Annotated in this window: 16 protein-coding genes and 3 pseudogenes; 9 read left to right on the forward strand and 10 right to left on the reverse strand. The window is 61.9% G+C overall.

Features of this window, described 5'->3' with window-relative positions; translation table 11 throughout:
- The first annotated feature begins 342 nt into the window (after window positions 1-342).
- Genes E5675_RS05950 through E5675_RS05965 form a run of 4 tightly spaced genes read left to right on the forward strand, consistent with a single transcriptional unit; the run spans window position 343 to window position 3,723 of the window.
- Window positions 343-1,443 carry an ABC transporter permease gene (locus tag E5675_RS05950; RefSeq protein ID WP_168707802.1) on the forward strand — a complete coding sequence of 367 codons (1,101 nt, stop codon included), beginning with the start codon at window positions 343-345 and terminating at the stop codon, window positions 1,441-1,443.
- Window positions 1,440-2,207 (forward strand): ATP-binding cassette domain-containing protein, encoded by a 768-nt coding sequence (locus tag E5675_RS05955; protein WP_136173726.1) that lies wholly within the window; start codon window positions 1,440-1,442, stop codon window positions 2,205-2,207. The genes E5675_RS05950 and E5675_RS05955 overlap by 4 nt, the downstream gene beginning before the upstream one ends.
- Window positions 2,207-3,115 carry an MlaD family protein gene (locus tag E5675_RS05960; protein WP_054588698.1) on the forward strand — a complete coding sequence of 303 codons (909 nt, stop codon included), beginning with the start codon at window positions 2,207-2,209 and terminating at the stop codon, window positions 3,113-3,115. Before E5675_RS05955 ends, E5675_RS05960 begins: the two co-directional genes overlap by 1 nt.
- Window positions 3,112-3,723 carry an ABC-type transport auxiliary lipoprotein family protein gene (locus E5675_RS05965; protein ID WP_081997347.1) on the forward strand — a complete coding sequence of 204 codons (612 nt, stop codon included), beginning with the start codon at window positions 3,112-3,114 and terminating at the stop codon, window positions 3,721-3,723. Before E5675_RS05960 ends, E5675_RS05965 begins: the two co-directional genes overlap by 4 nt.
- 18 nt (window positions 3,724-3,741) lie before the next feature.
- Here the strand turns inward: E5675_RS05965 and E5675_RS05970 are convergent, their stop codons facing one another.
- The 10 genes and pseudogenes from E5675_RS05970 to E5675_RS06010 all read right to left on the reverse strand — a co-directional run bounded on the left by E5675_RS05970 (window position 3,742) and on the right by E5675_RS06010 (window position 11,785).
- Window positions 3,742-4,350 carry an IS5 family transposase gene (locus E5675_RS05970; RefSeq protein ID WP_232003283.1) on the reverse strand — a complete coding sequence of 203 codons (609 nt, stop codon included), beginning with the start codon at window positions 4,348-4,350 and terminating at the stop codon, window positions 3,742-3,744.
- Window positions 4,254-4,523 (reverse strand): annotated as a pseudogene (locus E5675_RS21690) (transposase); the annotation flags it as partial. The pseudogene E5675_RS21690 and the gene E5675_RS05970, both read right to left, overlap by 97 nt.
- A gap of 69 nt (window positions 4,524-4,592) precedes the next feature.
- Window positions 4,593-4,877: pseudogene (locus E5675_RS05975) on the reverse strand (integrase core domain-containing protein); the annotation flags it as partial.
- A complete protein-coding gene (locus tag E5675_RS05980; protein ID WP_054588696.1) occupies window positions 4,878-6,395 on the reverse strand; it encodes an IS66 family transposase in 1,518 nt (505 codons plus the stop codon).
- A 31-nt stretch (window positions 6,396-6,426) separates the two neighbouring features.
- Window positions 6,427-6,783 (reverse strand): IS66 family insertion sequence element accessory protein TnpB, encoded by a 357-nt coding sequence (tnpB, locus tag E5675_RS05985; RefSeq protein ID WP_039575394.1) that lies wholly within the window; start codon window positions 6,781-6,783, stop codon window positions 6,427-6,429.
- Window positions 6,780-7,223, reverse strand: coding sequence for a transposase (locus E5675_RS05990; RefSeq protein ID WP_052208271.1), 444 nt, complete (start codon window positions 7,221-7,223; stop codon window positions 6,780-6,782). The genes tnpB and E5675_RS05990 overlap by 4 nt, the downstream gene beginning before the upstream one ends.
- A gap of 86 nt (window positions 7,224-7,309) precedes the next feature.
- Window positions 7,310-7,996, reverse strand: a pseudogene (locus E5675_RS05995) (DDE-type integrase/transposase/recombinase); the annotation flags it as partial.
- Between the two features lie 98 nt (window positions 7,997-8,094).
- Window positions 8,095-8,772: a TetR/AcrR family transcriptional regulator gene (locus E5675_RS06000; RefSeq protein WP_039575391.1), complete on the reverse strand. Its 678-nt coding sequence runs from the start codon at window positions 8,770-8,772 to the stop codon at window positions 8,095-8,097.
- A 171-nt stretch (window positions 8,773-8,943) separates the two neighbouring features.
- A complete protein-coding gene (locus E5675_RS06005) occupies window positions 8,944-10,557 on the reverse strand; it encodes a long-chain fatty acid--CoA ligase (protein ID WP_137865749.1) in 1,614 nt (537 codons plus the stop codon).
- A gap of 214 nt (window positions 10,558-10,771) precedes the next feature.
- Window positions 10,772-11,785, reverse strand: a complete 1,014-nt coding sequence (locus E5675_RS06010; RefSeq protein ID WP_052208266.1) for a serine hydrolase domain-containing protein — start codon at window positions 11,783-11,785, stop codon at window positions 10,772-10,774.
- A 133-nt stretch (window positions 11,786-11,918) separates the two neighbouring features.
- Between E5675_RS06010 and E5675_RS21435 the strand changes: the two genes are divergently transcribed.
- The 5 genes from E5675_RS21435 (at window position 11,919) to E5675_RS06035 (ending at window position 19,201) form a co-directional block, all read left to right on the forward strand.
- The gene (locus E5675_RS21435) at window positions 11,919-12,659 is read left to right on the forward strand and encodes a GntR family transcriptional regulator (RefSeq protein WP_052208263.1); all 741 of its coding nucleotides are present in this window, start codon (window positions 11,919-11,921) and stop codon (window positions 12,657-12,659) included.
- Between the two features lie 101 nt (window positions 12,660-12,760).
- On the forward strand, window positions 12,761-13,960 hold the full coding sequence (locus E5675_RS06020) for a hypothetical protein (protein WP_168707803.1): 1,200 nt from the start codon (window positions 12,761-12,763) through the stop codon (window positions 13,958-13,960).
- 106 nt (window positions 13,961-14,066) lie between these two features.
- Window positions 14,067-16,304: a TonB-dependent receptor gene (locus E5675_RS06025; protein WP_054588694.1), complete on the forward strand. Its 2,238-nt coding sequence runs from the start codon at window positions 14,067-14,069 to the stop codon at window positions 16,302-16,304.
- A gap of 55 nt (window positions 16,305-16,359) precedes the next feature.
- Window positions 16,360-17,907, forward strand: coding sequence for a carboxylesterase family protein (locus E5675_RS06030; protein ID WP_082665267.1), 1,548 nt, complete (start codon window positions 16,360-16,362; stop codon window positions 17,905-17,907).
- 61 nt (window positions 17,908-17,968) lie between these two features.
- Window positions 17,969-19,201 (forward strand): serine hydrolase domain-containing protein, encoded by a 1,233-nt coding sequence (locus tag E5675_RS06035; RefSeq protein WP_136173728.1) that lies wholly within the window; start codon window positions 17,969-17,971, stop codon window positions 19,199-19,201.
- Window positions 19,202-19,342: the final 141 nt, after the last annotated feature.

The raw sequence follows: 19,342 nt of genomic DNA on the forward strand, positions 1-19,342 counted from the left end.
TGTCGTTAATATGAACTCTAAGGTGCGATATCGGTTCAGAAAGAATCTCATAGGGATTTCAACTGACAATTTTATCTAACCTTAGCAAGAGTATCCTGTGCTTATTCAAACGATCTGTCGGCCGATTTGTGCGCAGCATACTCCTTGCAAGCGACCTGATATAACGCTACGGTGACGTTTACATAATGTCATTGCGGCAAGGCGCGATGTGTGGATCGGCATGGTTAAATGTGTGGGGTCAGTGGTCCCGCTTGCTGGCATGATCCGCTCGATGACGGGTTATGGGAGAGGGAGTTGCCACGGGCGATCCGCTCTCCCGACACCGGTTGGAGACTTGCTGCGATGAATGCGCGCACAGCACCGAACATCTTCGTTCGCGAAGGAGATGGCATTTCAACGTTGGTCGTTGAAGGTGACTGGACAGCGATGTCGATCGCAGGCCTTTCCGGGCATGTTCTGAGTCCCTCGAACCTCTCCTTCTCAAGCGACTTCGGAAACCTGGGAAGGATAGACAGCGCAGGCGCGCTCGCCATCCTGACTCTCGCACCCAATGCGGCATTTACCGCAGACCTGCCCGCCAATCTTGCTGATCTGTTCGCGCTGGTGGGCTCGGCCATGGCCGACCGCGATGTCCCGCCAATCAAAACTCCCCCATTTCACGTGCGTCTTGGCCAAAAAGTTTATCGAGCTGTCCAGGAAATCGGCGCAAGCGCTCGATTTCTCGGCCAACTTGAGGTGGCGCTCATGAAATCTCTTGCACATCCCAAAAGGATGCGATTGATCGCACTGGCGTCGTCAATTCAGAAGGTCGGCTTCGATGCGCTGCCACTCATAGCGATCATGACATTCTTTATCGGCGCAGTGGTGGCTCTCATAGGAAGCGATCTGCTCAAGACATTGGGTGCATCGGAACTGGTCGTCGAACTGGTTGGCATATCCGTCCTCCGCGAGTTCGGCGTCCTCATTCCCGCGATACTACTTGCCGGTCGGTCCGCTTCCACTTTCGCGGCCCAGATCGGCGCAATGCGAATGAATCAAGAGACGCAGGCAATGAAGGTGATGGGCATCGACCTGTTCGACGCGCTGGTTGTGCCACGCGTATTGGCATTGCTTGTAATTATGCCCCTCCTGGCGATTGTTGCCATGCTGGCTGGTTTGGCCGGCGGGCTTGTCGTCAGCTGGGGCATACTCGACGTGAGCCCGACATATTTCGCCGAACGACTCTCAGCTGCGGTCGATATCCGACACTTCTGGGTTGGAATGGCAAAAGTACCGGTGCTGGCCATTGTGATTGCGCTTGCCGGATGTCGCCACGGCCTTTCGGTACGCGGAGATGTTGAGGATCTGGGCGGGCGGGTGACCGTCGCCGTTGTCCAAGCGCTATTCGCAATCATCCTTCTGGATGCCGCCTTTGCAATTCTCTTCAACGTGCTCGAAATATGATTTGCGATCCGGACATCGTTATTCGGGTGGAGAATCTTAAAACCCGATTTGGCGATCACATTATCCACCAGGATTTGAACCTAGAAGTCCATCGTGGCGAGATTCTTGGTGTCGTCGGAGGGTCCGGTAGTGGAAAATCCGTCCTGATGAACACCATTTTGGGCCTGATTGCGCCTAGCCATGGGACAATCGAAATCTTTCAGAAAAAAATTGGGAGTCGCTTTGATCGTACGGAAATTGATCACCGAATTGGCGTCATGTTTCAAAATGGCGCGCTTTTTTCTTCTCTTAGTGTGCAAGAAAATGTCGAGGCTCCTCTCATCGAACATACCCGTCTTAGAGAGCCGTGGCTCGAGGCCGTGGCTCTGATGAAAATCGGCCTTGTCGGACTCGATGCCGAGGTGGGCCGGCAAATGCCCGCTGAACTTTCAGGCGGAATGCGAAAACGTGTAAGCGTAGCGAGGGCCTTGGCGCTCGATCCAGAATTGCTGTTCCTTGACGAACCCACTTCGGGCCTCGACCCGATCGCCGCCGCCGAATTTGACCAGCTGATACGGACGCTGAGCGACACGCTGGGGCTTACTGTCGTGATGGTGACCCATGATCTCGACAGCCTGTATTCCATCAGCGACCGCGTGGCCGTGGTTGCGGATCAGAAAATTGTCGAGGTTTCGCCAATCGCGGAACTTGAGAGGTCTGACCATCCTTGGATCAGGGCGTTTTTGGGAGGGCGGGCGGAGCGCGTCAAGGAAAGGAACCGTTAATGGAACGCGACGCGAACTACGGTCTGATTGGGGGCCTGACGCTGGCTCTGCTAGCGGCGGCTTTCGGCTTCATCCTCTGGCTCGGTCAATCCCAATTCGCCCGTAATTTCGACGAGTATCGGATCATTTTCGATGGTCCCGTCCGCGGTCTTAGCGAGGGAGGCGAGGTGCAGTTCAACGGAATTCCGGTGGGAGAAATCACGCGTATTAGTCTTGATCCCAGAAATCCAAACAGGGTGCTTGCAGGGGTGCGCCTGCGCGAGGATACGCCTGTGCGCGTCGATTCTACCGCCGCGACGGAGTCGCAAGGCATAACCGGCGGAAGCTACATCCAGATCAGTGCGGGGACGCCCTCTAAGCCGTTGTTGAAGGAGGTTTCCAAGGAAACGCTCCCAGTGATTAAGGCGGAAAAAAGTTCGCTACAATCCCTGATGGATGGAGGTGGCGCATTGTTGGCGGACGCTTCGCAGGCCCTGGAAAGGGTCAACCGGACCTTGTCCGACGAGAATATCGAAAATGTTTCGGCTGCTATTGCGGATGTAAGAGCTACCACGGCGGAATTGCGATCTAGTCGCGGAATGTTCAGCAAGGCTGAACAAGCGTTTGCACGCCTGGACCGGGCGGCGGCCGATATCGAGGCCGCGGCCGCATCGGCGCGCACGGCGATCGATGGCGACGGTCGCAAGACGTTTGCCGATGTCTCGGCAGCTGCTCGAGATCTTCGAGAGGGGATCGCCGAGGCGAGGGTGGTCATTCACAGGCTTGATGACGCCGCGAGTGGATTGGCGGCGCCCGACGGCTCCGGGATTGCTGCAACTTTGAAATCGCTCGATAGCGCGGCGCAGGAAATCGAGCAGCTCGCCGGCCAGCTACGACGGACCCCTCGTGAAAGGAAGCTCCCCCAATGAAAACGATCTCTGCAAGAATGTTTTTGCTGACGGGCGCGCTAATTTGCCTTTCTGGTTGCGGGAATATTCTGGGAACTGGCGGCAAATCGACGTTGTACCGGATCAGCAGCACGCCCGTACCGGAGCGTGAAATTGCACGACAGTGGATTCCGGTGTATATTACGCGACCGACGCTTCCGCCTGGGGCCGATGGAGACAGGATCCTCACGATCGAGAATCGCGAAGTCACGTATCTGGCCAAAGCACGGTGGATGAGGCCTGCGCCCGAGATGATCCGCGAGGCTATTGCCGGAAGCGTAGCGCGCAAAATCGATCACGCATATATCCCTGTCCAGAGCGTGGCTTCCGATCATTACGTCCTATCCGCACGGCTTTCTTCTTTTGCAGCCTATTACGAGCAGGGGCCCGACGCGGCCCCGATCATTCGCATCGCCGCGCAAGTGGAACTAAGCCGATCCAAAGAATCGGAACCACTGGCAGTCACGCGCATCGTCCTTGATAGGACAGCAAGCGCAAACAGTGTTTCGAGTATCGTCGAAGCCTTTGATCGCGCGAGCCTTGAAATGGCCGACAAAATCGCGAGTTGGACGGCTGCGGTGATCAATTAGCGGGTAGCCAATGGAAACTTAGGCCGCGTTGACAAAAGACTTCAGCCATAGCCGCGTGGCGGCGAGGTTTAGGAAGCTCTCGAACGAGAGAAGGGTTTTGTCATATCGAGTGGCGATGCGTCGTTGCTGTTTGAGCTTTCCGAACATGCGCTCGACGCGGTTGCGGTCCTTGTAACGGCGATAGTCGGGATGCTCTGGCACCTTGCGGTTCGAGCGGGGCGGGATGATCGGCAGGATGCCCCGGGTCAGCAGGCTTTCCCGGAAGCGATCACCATCATAGCCCTTGTCCGCGAGCAGCGCCTTGGGTGTGGCGACGGGGATCGCCATCAGCGGTTCGGCAGCGGTGTAATCAGAAGCCTCGCCGCCGGTCAGGATGAAGCCGACAGGCAGTCCTTGATTGTCGCAGCGGGCGTGGATTTTGCTCGTAAAGCCGCCGCGTGATCGACCAAGAGCGTTCGCACAAGCCCCCCTTTTCCGCCCGCTGCCGAAACATGGCCGCGAACGCTGGTGCTGTCGATCATATGTTGCCAGTCGTCGGTCAGACCCAGATCGACCAGCGTTTGCAGCAGGGCATCCCAGACACCCTGTTCGGCCCAGCGCCGGAAGCGGACATAGACCGAGTTCCACTTGCCGTAGCGCTCGTGCATGTCGCGCCAAGGGCAGCCGACCCGCAGCACGTGAAGCATGCCGTTGAGAAAGCGACGATTATCGCCCGACGGCCGCGCCCAGCGACCACGTTCAGGCGGCAGCAGCGGCCCAATCAGGTCCCACTCCGCATCCGACAAATCCCCGCGACCCATGACTGATCCTCAAAAAGCAGTCTTGAATCAGAAGGAGGAGGATTTGGGAATCCCTTTTGTCAACACGGCCTAGGTGTTTAGTCCCAGCATGTGATGGTGTGGCTCCATATTGAAGATATCCGGCTTGGATTTCCAGAGTTCTTCGATGGCCTCATAGGGTGTCTTGAAGCGCAGTGCCTTCAACTGCTTGGCAAAGTTGTAAGCGACCAACCAGTCGCGGACATGGCGGCGCAGCTCGTTGATCGACGTGTAATGGAAAGATTTGACGGTGGCCTCCTTGATGGTGCGCACCATCCTTTCGGCCTGACCGTTGGTCCATGGGTGATAGGGTTTGGTGAGGCGTAACCGGTGTTTTCAGGCTACGACGGTCCATGGCATGAGATCACCGACGCTGTTGGCGGGATAACCGTTGGCGAGGCTGGTGAGGGTTTCGGTCAGCCATTGGTGGGGGTTGATGGTGCTGAGCTTGCAACATTCGATGAGCGTGGCGATCACCGCCCAGTTGTCGCCGCCCTCGTCGGAACCGGCAAACAGGGCATTTTTGCGATTGCGAGCCAGCGGCCTGATCGATCGTTCGACGGTATTGGAGTCGAGGTCGATGCGACCGTCATCGATGAAGCGTGAGAGGCCGTCCCAGCGGGTGAGTGCGTAGCGGATCGCTTCGCCGAGCTTGCTCTTGGCGCTGACCTGGCGGCCACGGGCGGCAAGATATTGGTGAAGATCGTCGATGATGACGCGGCTGCGTCCGGCCCGAGCGGCACGACGCTGCTCGGCCGAGAGGCCGCGCACATCGTCCTCGATGGCGTAAAGCAAGGCGATGCGGCGCAGCACCTCGGTAGCGACCGGGGATGTATCAGCCAGTTCGTAGAATTTGCGACGCACATGCGCCCAGCAGAAAGCGAGCCTGATCTGCTGGCGCCGCCGGGGGAGCGCGGCGTAGCCGCCATAGCCATCGACCTGTAGGATGCCCGCAAAATCACCAAGATGGAACTGGGGACGCTCGGCCTTGCGATCTGGCGCATAGACATAGGCGACGATCGGCGGATCGCAGCCGCCCCATGGTCGGTCGTCGCGGGCATAGGCCCAGAGCTGGCCGGTCTTGGTCCGCCCGCGTCCGGGATCGAGCACCGGGGCGGTCGTCTCGTCGGCGAACAGCCGCTCGGATCGTCGTAGCTCGTCGAGAATGTGGTCACGCAAGGGGCGCAGATACCAGGCCGCTCGCCCGACCCAGTCGGCCAAAGTGGATCGGTCGAGCCGGATGCCCTGCCGGGCGTATATCTGGGCCTGCCGGTAAAGCGGCAGGTGATCGGCATACTTGGATACCAGCACCTGGGCGATCAGTGCCTCGGTCGGAATGCCGCCCTCAATGATCCGCGCCGGCGCCGGCGGCTGCACGATCGCGCTCTCGCACGAACGGCAGCCATAACGCGGCCGCCGGGTGACCACGACGCGGAAGGTGGTCGGCACCACATCGAGGCGCTCGGCGACATCCTCGCCGACCTGGTGGAGGGCGCCGCCGCAGCAGGGGCAAGCATTGCTCTCGACGTCAACGATCTGTTCGATCCGCTCGAGATGCGCGGGCAGCGAACCGCGGTTGGTCTTGCGCACAGGATCACTGCGAGGCCGTCCGGCCTTCGCTTCGCTGGCGGCCTCGGCTTCCGCGAGCGCCGTCTCGGCATCCTCAAGGCCCAGCTGCAACTGATCCTGATCGAGCTGCTCGGAACGGCGGCCGAACCGATGACGCCGAAAAGCCTCGATGATCGCCCTCAGGCGTTCGGCTTCCGCGTCGGCACTCTCGAGCTTGCGGGCCTGTTCGAGGACGAGCGCGCGTAACGCGTCAACATCGTCCGGCAGGTCCGCTTCCATGAGCATGGGAGCAGTGAATCAGTCTGGGAACGCCCCGTCAACAGGCAATCTGCGGGGCCTGCGGGCGGCGCCCGCCATGCACCCGGCGCCAATCCAGACCCTCCAGAAGCGCGCCGAGTTGCGCTGAGGTCACACGCATCACGCCGTCCTGGATGCCCGGCCACCGGAAGCCGCCGGACTCCAGCTTCTTGGCCATCAGGCACAGGCCAGTGCCGTCCCACCAGACCAGCTTGATCCGGTCAGCACGCTTTGCCCGGAACACGTAGATCACGCCTGAATATGGGTCGCCGCCATACTCGGCGCCGACCAGCGCGGCCAGGGCGTCAGGTCCCTTGCGAAAATCCACCGGACGCGTCGCCACCATCACGCGCGCGCCAGCGCCAGGTCCGATCATCGCGTTGCCTTGAGTGCTTCAATCACCGCTGCGATCACAGCCGCATCGGCCCCGCGTCCGATCTTCACCGCCACGCCGTCAATCTCCAGCTCGACAGCACTGACTGTGGGACGCCGACGGCGACGGCCGCGCCTGGCGACAGGGGCTGGATCACCCGAAGGGAGCGGTTCGATCACCGCCGGCACGAACGCAGGCGTCGCTGGAAGCGTCAGCCCTTGGTCCTCCAGCTTCTTGCGCAGATCCCGGCGCCAAGCGAATAGTTGCGACGGAGCAAGCCCATGACGGCGCGCCACCGCGCAGGCCGTCTCCTGACCCGAATAGCTCTCCGCGACGATCGACGCCTTTACCTCAGGCGACCACTCCCGACGCTGGCCCGCACCTGTGAAAACCTCAAAACGCCGAACCACGCTGGTGCCAGCATCATCACATGTCATCATCATAGCATCAGCATCCTCCAGCCTGATCGGGCTAGCGAAAATCGACGCCACGCTTCACTCCCGCAAGGTGGCAGGGAAACACCGGTTACGGTGAGGCGATGCTCGATGCCGTTCTGCTCGCAGACACGGCCGAAGATATGGCCGATCCATCCCAGTGTGCCGCCCTGGTCACGCTGCACGAACTGCACGCCGTTGTCGGTCAGGATGGTGTGGATCCTGTAGGGAACCGTCTTGATCAGCACGCGCAGGAAGGCTGCCGCGGCGAGCTTGGTCGCCCGTCGATAGATGCGGGCGAACACCAGCTTCGAGGTGCGGTCCACCGCGACATAGAGGAATCCTTTGCCGCCTTCGTAGCGCAGTTCGGCGATATCGATGTGGAAATAGCCGATCTCGTACTTCTTGAACTTCTTCGGCTTCTCGCGATCCGCCTTCGGCAATCGGCTGATCCCGTGCCGCTGCAGGCAGCGGTGAAGCGACGAGCGCGTCAGGTTCGGGATCACGTCCTTCAACGCGATGAAGACGTCATCGAGCGGCAGCCGGGCCTGCACCCTGAGCGCCACGATCGCGGCTTCTTCCATCGGCGACAGCACGGTGCTGCGCCGTTCCTTCGGCCCCACCGGCATGTCCTCGACCGACGGCCGGCTGCGCCACTTGATCACCGTCTTCTCGTTGATCCCGTACCGCTTCGCGAGCTGCGCGACCGGAGCTTGCGATCGCTGTAGCTCCGCTCGAACGGCGTGCGTGGTCTTGGCGCTGCCGTGTAGAAGCTGGCCCATAATCCCTCCCGCTGTGACGATGACAAGCTTACACCATCACATGCTGGGACTAAACACCTAGTCGTGACAACTGCCCAGCCCGAGATGAAGCGGGAATGTTATGGATGGCTCCCCTTCTGGGAGGGGCGGCAGCCGTACACAAATAGATCCACAGCTTGCCTCATTCGGGCTGAAGAGGTTTCATTGTGACTGGTCACTCCCACTCCAAGAGCGGCCCGACGAAAAGGTGACAAAATGACGCTGGATATAAACTGCTCCGCAGCAAAATTCGCGTCTGACACCCTGATTTCTCCCCTCTCCTCGGCTTTGCGCAAAACCTCTGCCACCAATCTCGTCGTGCGTCCTACGCCGAATTCGTAAAGGTTTCGCGCTAAAGCGGGAAAACGTGCAGCCTCAGCCATTACAACGCGTTCCAACGCGACATGAATGTCGGTAAGCATCCAGGATAGCAGTTCATCGGACAGCTCTTCAAGCTCGGGCCGAACGTCGCCATGTTCGGGAACGTGCTGTTCGAGGAAGGAGAGCCGATCCTCGATTTCCCTGAGTATTACCGCCTCGAAAAGCAGCTTTTTGCTCCCGTAACGGGCGTACAAAGTGCGCTTGGAGATGCCTGCTTTTGCAGCAATCCGTTCCGCCGTTGAACGACCGAATCCGTCGGCAAAGAAGACATCGCGGGCGACACGGAGAATTTTCCTCGAAAGTGCTTGCGAGGCTTGTCGAGTAGGCCTCCCTGTTCGTCCGGAAGCTTGTTCTTTGGTTTTTTGGGTCGACGTCATGCCTCATCTTGGCCATACCTTGTCCGCGCTGCAAGCGTAGAGCGCTTTGCATTGTATAGCCCGCCCCCGCGAGATTGCCCGGGCTTATGCAAGACCCACGAGGCCCGCTGAACTTTGCCTGCCTGAAAGGATCGCTGCCGTTCGCAGGGAATGGACGCAGTGTGATCTCATCTAGGCGAGTTGGTTACGATACGCTTCGCGTAAGGCCTTTTTGTCGATCTTTCCCGTTGCAGTGAGCGGTACTGTCGCGAACAGGATGTCGTCCGGCAGCCACCAACGAACAACCTTCGTCTCCAGATGCGCGCGAATTGCGTCGGCTGTGACGGCTTGACCTTCATGCGTTTCAATCACGAGAAGGGGTCGCTCTTCCCATTTTGGATGATATACGCCAACGACCGCGGCGACCCGGACGCCGGGGTACCCAACCGCCGCATTCTCGATATCAATCGAGCTGATCCATTCGCCCCCGGACTTGATCACGTCTTTCGCGCGGTCGGTCAGCCGGAGAAAGCCGAAGCGATCGATCGTACCTATGTCCCCGGTGTCGAACCAGCCATCGCTCCCGGCGCCCTCAAAATCGGGGAAATAGCGATCGACGACCCACGGTCCGCGGACCTGGAGCGCACCCGCCTGCTCACCGTCCCAGGGGAGCGGCGTGCCATCGCCGTCGATAATGCGCAGTTCGATGCCAAATTGCATGCGACCCTGCTTCGTCAGCAGGAGATCGTTCGCGAAATCCTCGCCTTCGGCCATCAGGAGCGGGGAGGGCGTCGAAATCACGCCGAGAGGATTGGTTTCGGTCATGCCCCAGAGCTGGAGCACAGTGACACCATATTTGGCGCGGAATGTCTCGGCCATCGCCCGCGGGACGGCCGAGCCGCCAATCACGAGGCGCTTGAGATTGCCGACCCCCGTCCCCGTGGTGTCGAGATGAGCGAGGTACATGGTCCAGATCGTGGGCACACCGCCCGAAAAGGTGACGCCCTCTTCGTTGATCAGATCGGCGAGACTGGCACCGTCCATCCTGTCGCAAGGAAGCACTAGCTTGCAGCCGTTAATCGCTGCCGTGAACGGAAGTCCCCATGCCGTCGCATGATACATGGACGAGCAGGGCATGATGACATCAAAAGCGCTGAACCCGAAGGCACTGCTCAGACCGGCCGCCATCCCGTGGAGAACGATTGATCGGTGGCTGTATAGGACGCCCTTGGGGTCGCCCGTCGTCCCCGAAGTGTAGCAAAGAAATGCGGCTGCCTTTTCATCGAAGCTCGGCCAGGTGAGGGCCCCGTCCTGGCGTGCCAGCAACGCTTCATAGTTCAACGCGTCAGCAACATCTGGCGCGGTCGCTCCGCGATCCGCGAGAAGGACATAACGCTCGATACCTGGAAGGAGAGGGCGCAGCCGTGCGACGAGCTCGGCTAGATTGGGCTCGAAGAAGAGAATGCGGCTGCCTGCATGAGCGATAGTAAAGGCGATTTGCTCGTCGCTGAGACGCGGGTTGGCAGTGTGCAATACAGCGCCCATGCCCGGCGCCGCATAGAAGAGTTCGAGGTGGCGGTGCGTGTTCCAGGCGAGCGACGAGACGCGGTCGCCCGTTGCAATCCCGAGGACACCAAGGGCCTGCGCAGCCTGACGCGCACGCTGATCGCAGCGGTGCCAGTCATACCGCCAAACCGGCTCATCGACAGCCTTCGAGACGATCTCCCTCTCGCCGTGCGCGCGCGCGGCATATTCCAATATTCCGCTGATCAGCAGCGGCGCGTCCTGCATCAATCCCCGTAACATGCTGCATCCTTCTTCGCCCCACTGCGGCGTCGCGTGCAAGGTTCCGCCCCTCGGGTATGATTGCCGCGCGGGCTGTCAATAACCGTCATCATTTTGGTCCAGCGGCAAACTCCACGTGCCGCGTTTCCATTCGGCCAGCAATTCTCAATGATCATATTGCAGCGGCACGGCCTAGGTTCGATCGGCCCCGACATGTTTTCGGCCGCGTTTCAAATTAGTCACTCGCCGCTTTCAGCAACAGTGACAGGAACCGCCAATCGGACCAATCGCCTTTTTCCCCCGCCGCCAAAGCCGCCAGATCGAGTTTCGCCTGCCTAACGATTGTAAGCCGAAGCGACGGAATGATATAGAGGCGTTGATCGCCCGCGCCGGCGGCGACGACCATATCCGCCGGGAGTTCGTTGGCATGACTGGTGATATCGGTGGACCGGGTAACAATATCGACAGCCGGCGTGCTACGGGGCAACCACCAGGTGAGACCGTAGGCCGGATTGGCCTGGCTACCCTTGAACAGCTCGGCGAACGCCAGTTCATCGACAAGCGGCTTGCCGTCGAGCTTCCCACCGCCGCGGACGAACTCGCCGATCTTCGCCCACTCGGACGCTGCCAGCACGAGGCCCTGCGGCATGAGCGGTGCGCCATCGGGGCCGCTGCGCCAACTGCCTATGGTAACCCCAAGCGGAGTGAGAATGCGCCGCTCCACATAATGGCGAGCGTTGCCGTCTTGGCCCTTGGCAACGAGCTTGCGCCGCATGATCTCTCCAAAGATTTGCATCGGGGCGGGACCATATTGGAATTTGCTGCCCGGCGCCGCCGTGAGCGGTGCCTTCACCGAGTCCAGATACCCTTGGGCCCTGCCGACGGTCGATGCCTGGCCGCCCGTCATCGACAGCAATTGCCGAAGCGTGATCTGTTCCTTTTTGGGGTCGCCCCTCCATTCAGCGAGTGTCTCCGATGCCCGCTCGTCGAGGGTTAGAAGTCCATCCTGTGCGCCCGCCGCCGCCATCAGCCCGACAAGGCTCTTGGTGCCCGACCAGAGTTCCTGCGGCGTCGCGATGTCTGCCGATCGGCAGCGCACTTTGCCATCTTCAAGTATCAGCAGCGCAACGCCGGAATTAGCCTCAGAATAGGCGATCGCTTCGGCACAGCCGGGAAGAGGGGCGGGTTCGCCTGCCGCGGCTGGCTGTGCCGCAACCGCGGCCGCGAAAAAGAGGATGGTGCGCTTCAAGATCCGACTCCGATTTTCCGATGCTTGTCATTCTCCATATTATCGATAATAAATTCATTCGCAATCATCGATTGCTCGTGTGCGCTGCCCGATTAGGATGGCGCCGCGAGCAGGGAAAGCCGAACGGAGAGACATGGCCGCGACGAAGACCGACGACGACAGCGCGCCGACGCAGGACCGCGTGATCGCGCGCCTTTTGACCGACGACATCGTCGAATGGCGGATTCCGCCCGGATCGTGGCTGCGCGAGCGCGAAATCGCCGCGCGCTTCGGAGTGAGCCATGCGCCGGTGCGCGAGGCGTTCCGGCATCTCGCGCGGATCGGGCTTGTCAAGGTCGTGCCGTGGCGCGGCACCTATGTGATCGATATCGACGAGCATGCTGCGAACGAGGTCTATGAACTGTGGAAATCGCTGTTCGGCGTCGTTTGTCGCCTTGCGGCCGCCGAAATGACCGACCGCGACGGGCGCGAACTGATGCACCGGCTTGTCGAATATAAGGATGTCACCCAGCGCACCGACAATACGTTCGAGCATATCAAGGTCTCGAACCGCATCGGTCGCTTTATCGCCAAACGCAGCAATGCGCCGCTCGCGCTCGAGCTCCTCGATCGGGTCGCGCTGCTCGCGCGCTGGCAGCACAATGTCTATACTGACAGCTATATCGAGACGCATGGCAACGAGGCGGCGAAGCGATCGGCCATCCTCTACGACGCGCTTTGCCGCCATATCGTCGCGCGCGATGGCGATGCCGCCGATGCGGTGGCGCGCGATCTGATCGGGGTTACTCAGAATAGTTTTGGGCGCGCACTCGAGGAATATAAGGCCCGCCACGCAAAGCCTAAGCCCAGCCGCCGCCGCGCAAAAGTGACATGAGCCGTCTCCCGACCGACCGCCGCACCTTGCTTAAGGCGGGCCTCGCGGCGCCGATCGCATTGCAGGTTGACTCCGCTGCCGCTGTATCCCTGGATTTGACCATGTTCGGCCCCGGACGCCTCTTCGCCGACGTCCAAAGCTATGCCGAGGCCGGCAACAAGCAGTCGGGCGGCGCGGGCGATCGCTGGACCGCCGACTGGACAGCGAAGCGGCTGTTCAGTGCCGGATTCGAAGTGGATCGCCAGACGTTTGACGTGCCTTGGTTCGAGGCGTCGCATTGCGAACTTACGCTCGGCGACCACACGATACCGCTCGTCGCACAGCCGCTCGCCGTCGAAACCGGCGAGGCCGGTCTCGCTGCGCCGCTGCGCCTCGCAGAAATCCCTGAACGCCTCGACGGCGCGATCGCCGTCGTGCGCCTGCCTTTCCGCCGCTGGTCGAGCCTCGTAGATCGTGCAGTGCGCGAGCCGCTCGCCGATGCGCTTGCGCGCGGTGCGAACGGGGTCATTCTCATTACGACTGGGCCGACGGGCGAGGCCTTGCTCCTCAATGTCCCGGCCGGTCATCCTGTATCGGACAAGCCACTTGCCTTGCTCGCGCCGCGACTCGCCGCCCCGGTGATTGAAGCCGCGCGCCACGGTGCCGCGGCGAAATTAGCGCTTCGCGGGCGCGGTGGGATTCGGGCAGCGCAGAATATAATCGGGCGACGCGTTCGCTCCGGTCGCCCTTGGCTCGTCGTCTCTACGCCGCGTTCAGGCTGGACCGATTGCGCCGGCGAGCGGGGGCCGGGTATCGCGATGTGGCTCGCGCTTGCCGACTGGATGCCCCGAGCGTTTCCGCAACACAGCCTGCTCTTCCTGTGCAACAGCGGGCATGAATATGAGAATCTCGGTGCGAGCCATATCGCCGACAAGGTGGGTCCAGCCCCCGGCGAGACCGCTTTCTGGTTTCATCTCGGCGCCAATGCGGCAGCACGTGACTATCAGGAAATGCCGGGGCGCTTGCTGCCGCTGCCAAGCGCCGATCCCTATCGTTTTCTCATGACATCGCCCGAATTCGTGACGTGTGCGCGCGAGATATTCAAAGGCCAGCCGGGGTTGGAAATGGCCTATCCTTCGGCGGAAGGCACAGCGGGCGAACTCTCGGAAGTGATAAAGGCCGGCTACGTGCGTCATGCCGGCATCTTTGGCGCACACCGTCATCACCACGCTGTGACCGACGATTTATCGACGGTCACACCTGACCCCCTTGCCGCTACGGCGCGGGGCGTCCGCGACCTGCTGAGCGCCGTCGTCTCTTAGACCAGCGAACCACCTGCAAAGACATTGCGCTTTCCGGCTTGACTTGCCGACGGTTTTGCACAAAATTATCGATAATAATTGCGATAACAAGATGGGGAGAGTGACCATGGGACGCAGAGCGAACCTTCTTTTCTGCACGGCCGCGATTTGGGTAGCCGTCGCTCCGCCTGCTTTCGCTCAAGACGCACCGTCCGAAGCTCTTCCGGACGCGGCTGAAGCGGATGATGACGGCGCCATAGTCGTAACGGCGCGCCGCCGCGAAGAGCGGCTGGCCGATGTGCCGACCGCGGCGTCGGTCATCGATATCACGTCGCTCACCGATCGCGGCGGCGCCACGGGCAGCGGCGAACTCCTCGCCGATCAGCCAAGCGTTCGCTTCAACAATCTGAACTCGTCCGTCACGTCGGAGATCTCGATCCGCGCTTCGTCGACCGCGCGTGCCACCAATGGCGACCCGAGCGTCGGGCTCTATCGCAACGGTGCCTATATCGCCGGCGGTCCGGTGGGCGGTCGCAACTTCACGCGGCTCGACCTGCTTGACATCGGCCGCGTCGAGGTTCTGCGCGGGACGCAGGGCGCGCTGTACGGCCGCAACGCGGTCGGCGGCGCGATCAATATCATCTCGGCCGAGCCCGAATTCGATCTCTCGGGCTGGGCGAGCGCGCGCTATGGCTTCGAGAACAACAGCTTCCAGACGCAGGGCGCGATCAATGTCCCGCTCGCCGATGGCCTGGCGATCCGCATCAGCGGCGATCTCGTCGAGCAGGACAAGGGCTTCTTCTACAATCCCGACAACGACGTCTATTTCGACCAGCAGAAGGGCCACGGACTGCGCGGCCAGATCCGGCTGAAGCGCGGGCCGGTCGACGCGATCATCACGGCCGAGACCCAGCGGCTGACCACGCCGACGATCCATTACCAGATATCCATTCCCGCGGGCACGCCAGGCTTTCCCGGCGGTTATACGCAGGATCGCTTTCGCTACCCCTGGAACACCGCGCCGCGCGCCAGCCAGGACGTGGACGGCCTTCAGGCGCTCGTCCGCGTGGATCTGGGCGGTGCCGACCTGACGTCGACAACCTCCTTTCGCAAGCGCACGTCCGAATATGATCTCGACAATGACGCGATCAGCCCCGCCGAGCTGGCGCGTGCGCGCGCCGCGGGGCAGATCGGCGCTCTCACGCCGCTCGATGCCAGCACCGCGTCCTACGTCGTCGACACGACCGACAATTTTTCGCAGGATATTCATGTCAGCGGGGCGAGCGATCGCTTCACATGGCTGGTCGGCGCCGAAATGCTGTTGCTCGACAGCGATTTCTCGGTGGCGACGACGCGCACGCCGACGCTCGCCAATCCGTCGCCGGGCAATATCGCGCCCGCGCGGCTGCATTTCGAAAGCTATGCGGCCTATGGCTCGCTCGGTTTCGACATCACCGACAGCCTCAACCTGACCGGCGAACTGCGCTATACCCGCGACAGCCGGAGCATCTCGGCGCGGCTTTACGATTTGGGGACTGGCCTGCCCACCGGCGGGCCATCGCGGATCATCGACGACAGCATCAACGCCGACAATCTCTCCTACAATGCGACCCTCTCGTACAAGCTCACGTCGAACATCCTCGCCTATGGCAAGGTCGGCAGCAGCTATCGGGCCGGCGGGTTCAACACGCGCCTCTCCGATCCGCGCGCGCCGAGTCCTGTGCAGGTGCTGTTCGGCAACGAAAACAGCACGTCTTACGAAGTCGGCATCAAGGGCAGTCCGATCCGCCGCGGCTATTTCGCAATCGCGGGCTATTACACCGAGCTTGAAGACCTGATCGCGCAGGTCGACGATGGCTGCGCGCTCACCAATCCGGCGTGCCCGATCGCCGCGGTCGCCTATCTAACCAACGCAGGCGATGCGAAAAGCTGGGGTATCGAGGCCGAATATAGCCAGGGCTTCGATCTCGGCGAAGGCAATGGCCGCCTCGCCTTGAGTGGCTCGCGGCAAGAGGGCAAGGTCAAGAGCGGCCGCTATGACGGGCTGGACCTTGCGCAGGTTCCCGACTGGCTCGCCTCGGCCAACCTCAATCTGCGCTACCCGGTCACCAAGGATGTCGCGCTGACCAGCAATGTCCTGATCAGTGGTCAATGGGGCGGCAAACAGGAGCTGACAGCGACCTCGGTCGACCTCGATGATTATGTCCTCGTCAATCTTCGGGTCGGCGTCGACTTCGGCAAGATCAGCGTCAGCGCGTTCGCGAACAACGTCTTCGACAAGGTTTATTTCGTCGCGCAGGCGCCGACGATCAACCGGTACAGCCAGCCTCGCGTCGTCGGCGTCGAAGGACGCATTTCTTTCTAGGTCGCGCTCCCGTCCGCGGCCTCCAGCCGCTGGTCGGGAAGGGTAGGAGGGCGCAATGCGGCATTTGGTGATGGCAGCACTGTTCGGTGCCGCGATGCTGACCGGATCGGTGTCTGTCGCGGCGGCGGAGACGGCCCCCGCGGCGACAATCGCGCAGGGGCGCCTTGCGGGCGCGCGCACGGGGGACGTCGAGCGCTTCCTTGATATTCCTTTCGCCGCCGCACCGGTCGGCGCTCTTCGCTGGCGGGCGCCGCAGGCACCGCCGCGCTGGCGGGGCGTCCGCGATGCCGCAAAACTCGGCCCGGCTTGTCCGCAGACGGTGCGCCCCGCACTTGTCGCGGGCGGGGTAGCCGAGCATCAGTCTGAGGATTGCCTCCAGCTGAACATCTGGCGCCCGGCGGGGGCGCGAAAGCTGCCAGTGATGGTCTGGATCCATGGCGGCGCCCATGTGGTCGGTTCGGGCACCTTCCCGGTTTTCGACGGCACCGCCTTCGCGCGGCAAGGTGTGGTTTTGGTGACGATCAACTATCGGTTGGGCGCGCTCGGTTATTTCGCCCATCCCGCGCTCAGCGCGGCCAAGCCGCGCGGCGAGGCGCTCGCCAATTACGGCCTGATGGACCAATTGGCCGCCCTGCGGTGGGTGAAGAAAAATATCGCCGCATTTGGTGGCGATCCGCGCCAGATCACCTTGTTCGGCGAATCCGCCGGGGCGATCGGAGTGACGACGATCCTTGCCCAGCCCGAAGCCAAAGGCCTGTTCGCCAAGGCGATCGTTCAGTCGGGCGTTGGTCTCCTCGATCCGCGCCCGCTTGGCGAGCAAGAAGCGCTAGGCGCGGCGTTGGCAGCGCGCGCAGGTGCGCCGCCTTCAGCATCGCTCGACGCGCTTCGCGCGCTGCCCGCCGCCGCGCTCGTTGCCGCTGGCGAGGTCCGGACGCCGGGCGCGATGACCGGCCCCATCCTCGACGGCGACCTGGTACGCGAAGCGCCTTGGCGCGTCTTTGCGCGTAGCGAGCCGATCGACGTTCCGCTCCTCGTCGGCGCGAACAGCAACGAGGCGAGCGTCATCCTTGCCATGGGCGTGCCGCCATCCGCCGCGCTCGCCTATCTAGGGCGCGACCAGGCGGCGGGCCGGGCCGCCTATGGCATGGGGCTGGCCGATGATGAACTGGCGCGCCAGGTGTTGGGCGACGCCTGGTTCGTCGCCCCGGCGCGCTGGCTCGCGGCCCGGACGGCGGGAGGGGCGCCTTCGTATCTCTATCATTTCGACTATGTCGCAGCGGCGCGGCGCGACCGCGCCAAGGGCGCCGCGCACGGGTCTGAAATCCCCTATCTGTTCGGGACGCTCGACTATTTCGCGTCGGTCGCCGGCGCCGTCGGTGACGAGGATCGCCGCTTCGGCGAAGGCATCGCCGCCTGCTGGGTTGGCTTCGCCAAGACGGGCGTTCCTGGCTGCGCACTCGTTCGCGACTGGCCGCGTTACGATGCGGCAAGCGACCGTCTCGCAAAATTTGCGCCCGAGTCTGGCGTCGTCGCCGGCTTTCGCAAGGCGCAGCTCGACCATCTGCTCAATGTTCACTTCGGGAACGGCCAGCCCAGGCCCTAGCCCGTCCGGCCGCGCTAGGCCCTCCGTTTCGACGATGTGCAACGAAGCTGGGAGAGAGAAAATGGCTGGAAGAACGAAATGGATGTGGCTTGCCGCTGGTGCGGCGATGGCTGGGGCTGCGGCCTTTGCGGCGCAGGGCGGGTTCGGGGGCAACGGCGGCGGCGAGGCGCGTCCCATGGTGCAGCTTCCGCCTGCGGCGCCCGCTGCTAAAGCGTCGACGTCGGCGGCATCGGCGCCCGCGGCCGCCAGCCTTTCGGCCACCGTCGGCGGTTATACCTATGACTGGACCGCGTTACAGTCGGCAATCGACGCTGATACCGAGGTCGATAACGGCTATTTCATCGTCGGGAATGCTTCGGATCCCGACTATCTCTTCGCTTACGAGAAGGGCAGCTTTGGTATCGATCGGGTGACCCCGCTTGCGTCGGCCTCCAAATGGTTCGCCGGCGCGCTGGGGATGCGCATGGTGCAGGCTGGCATCGCGACGCTCGACGATCCGATGCGGCCGCCGCTTGCCTTCTGGACCACGATCGGAACGAAGAAGGATGTCCAACTCAAGCATGCGCTGTCGATGACGTCGGGCTTCAATGCGAGCCCGCTCGTTGGCGGCTGTCAGCTGCTTCCGGCCATGACGCTCTACAATTGCGCGAAGAGCATCCACGATTTGCGCTATGATATTTTGCGCCCGGGCAACGCGCCCGGCGCGCAATATAGCTATGGACCGCACGGCCTTCAGGTCGCCGCTGCCTATCTGGAGGCAAAGGATATAAGCATCGCGCCCGGCACGTCACCGGCACGCCAGCGCAATTTTCACGAACTGTTCGCGCAGCATGTGACGACCCCGCTCGGGATGACGAGCACGACCTGGTATGACCCTGCGGGAAGCGCTCCCACCAACCCGTGGGTCGCGGGCGGCGCCTATTCGACGCCGCGCGACTATGCGAAACTTCTGCGTGCCTTCCTTGGCGGCAGCTTTATTACCGATATGACAAGCTTCACCCAGCAACGTACCGCAGGCTTGCCGCGCGTTTTCGTGCCGGCGAGCGCGGGCAATTGGGAATATGCGCTCGGCTCCTTTGTCGAATGCGACACGCCTTCGGCCTGCGCGACGTCCAAGATCAATTCCTCACCGGGTGCCTATGGTTGGACCGGCTGGATCGATCGCGAGACCGGCTATTACGCTTTGATCGCCACCGAAATATCGAGCGGAGGCGACCGGAAAGGCGTCGAGCTCGAACAGGTCATGCAGGATCTGATCGAGGATGCGATCGCGAATCGCACCCCGGCGCCCTGACCTGACCCAGCAGTCTAGTCACGCAGCACAGGAGAACTTGATCTCCATGCGCTGCGTGGCTGGCCTGTCGGACTAGGCAAAGTCGACGGCTCAAAGGCGAGCGGCCAAACCCGCGTGTGACCGGCAGGGAGCCGATTTGAC

The organism is Sphingopyxis sp. PAMC25046, from assembly GCF_004795895.1.
In the GTDB taxonomy this organism is placed as follows: Bacteria; Pseudomonadota; Alphaproteobacteria; order Sphingomonadales; family Sphingomonadaceae; genus Sphingopyxis.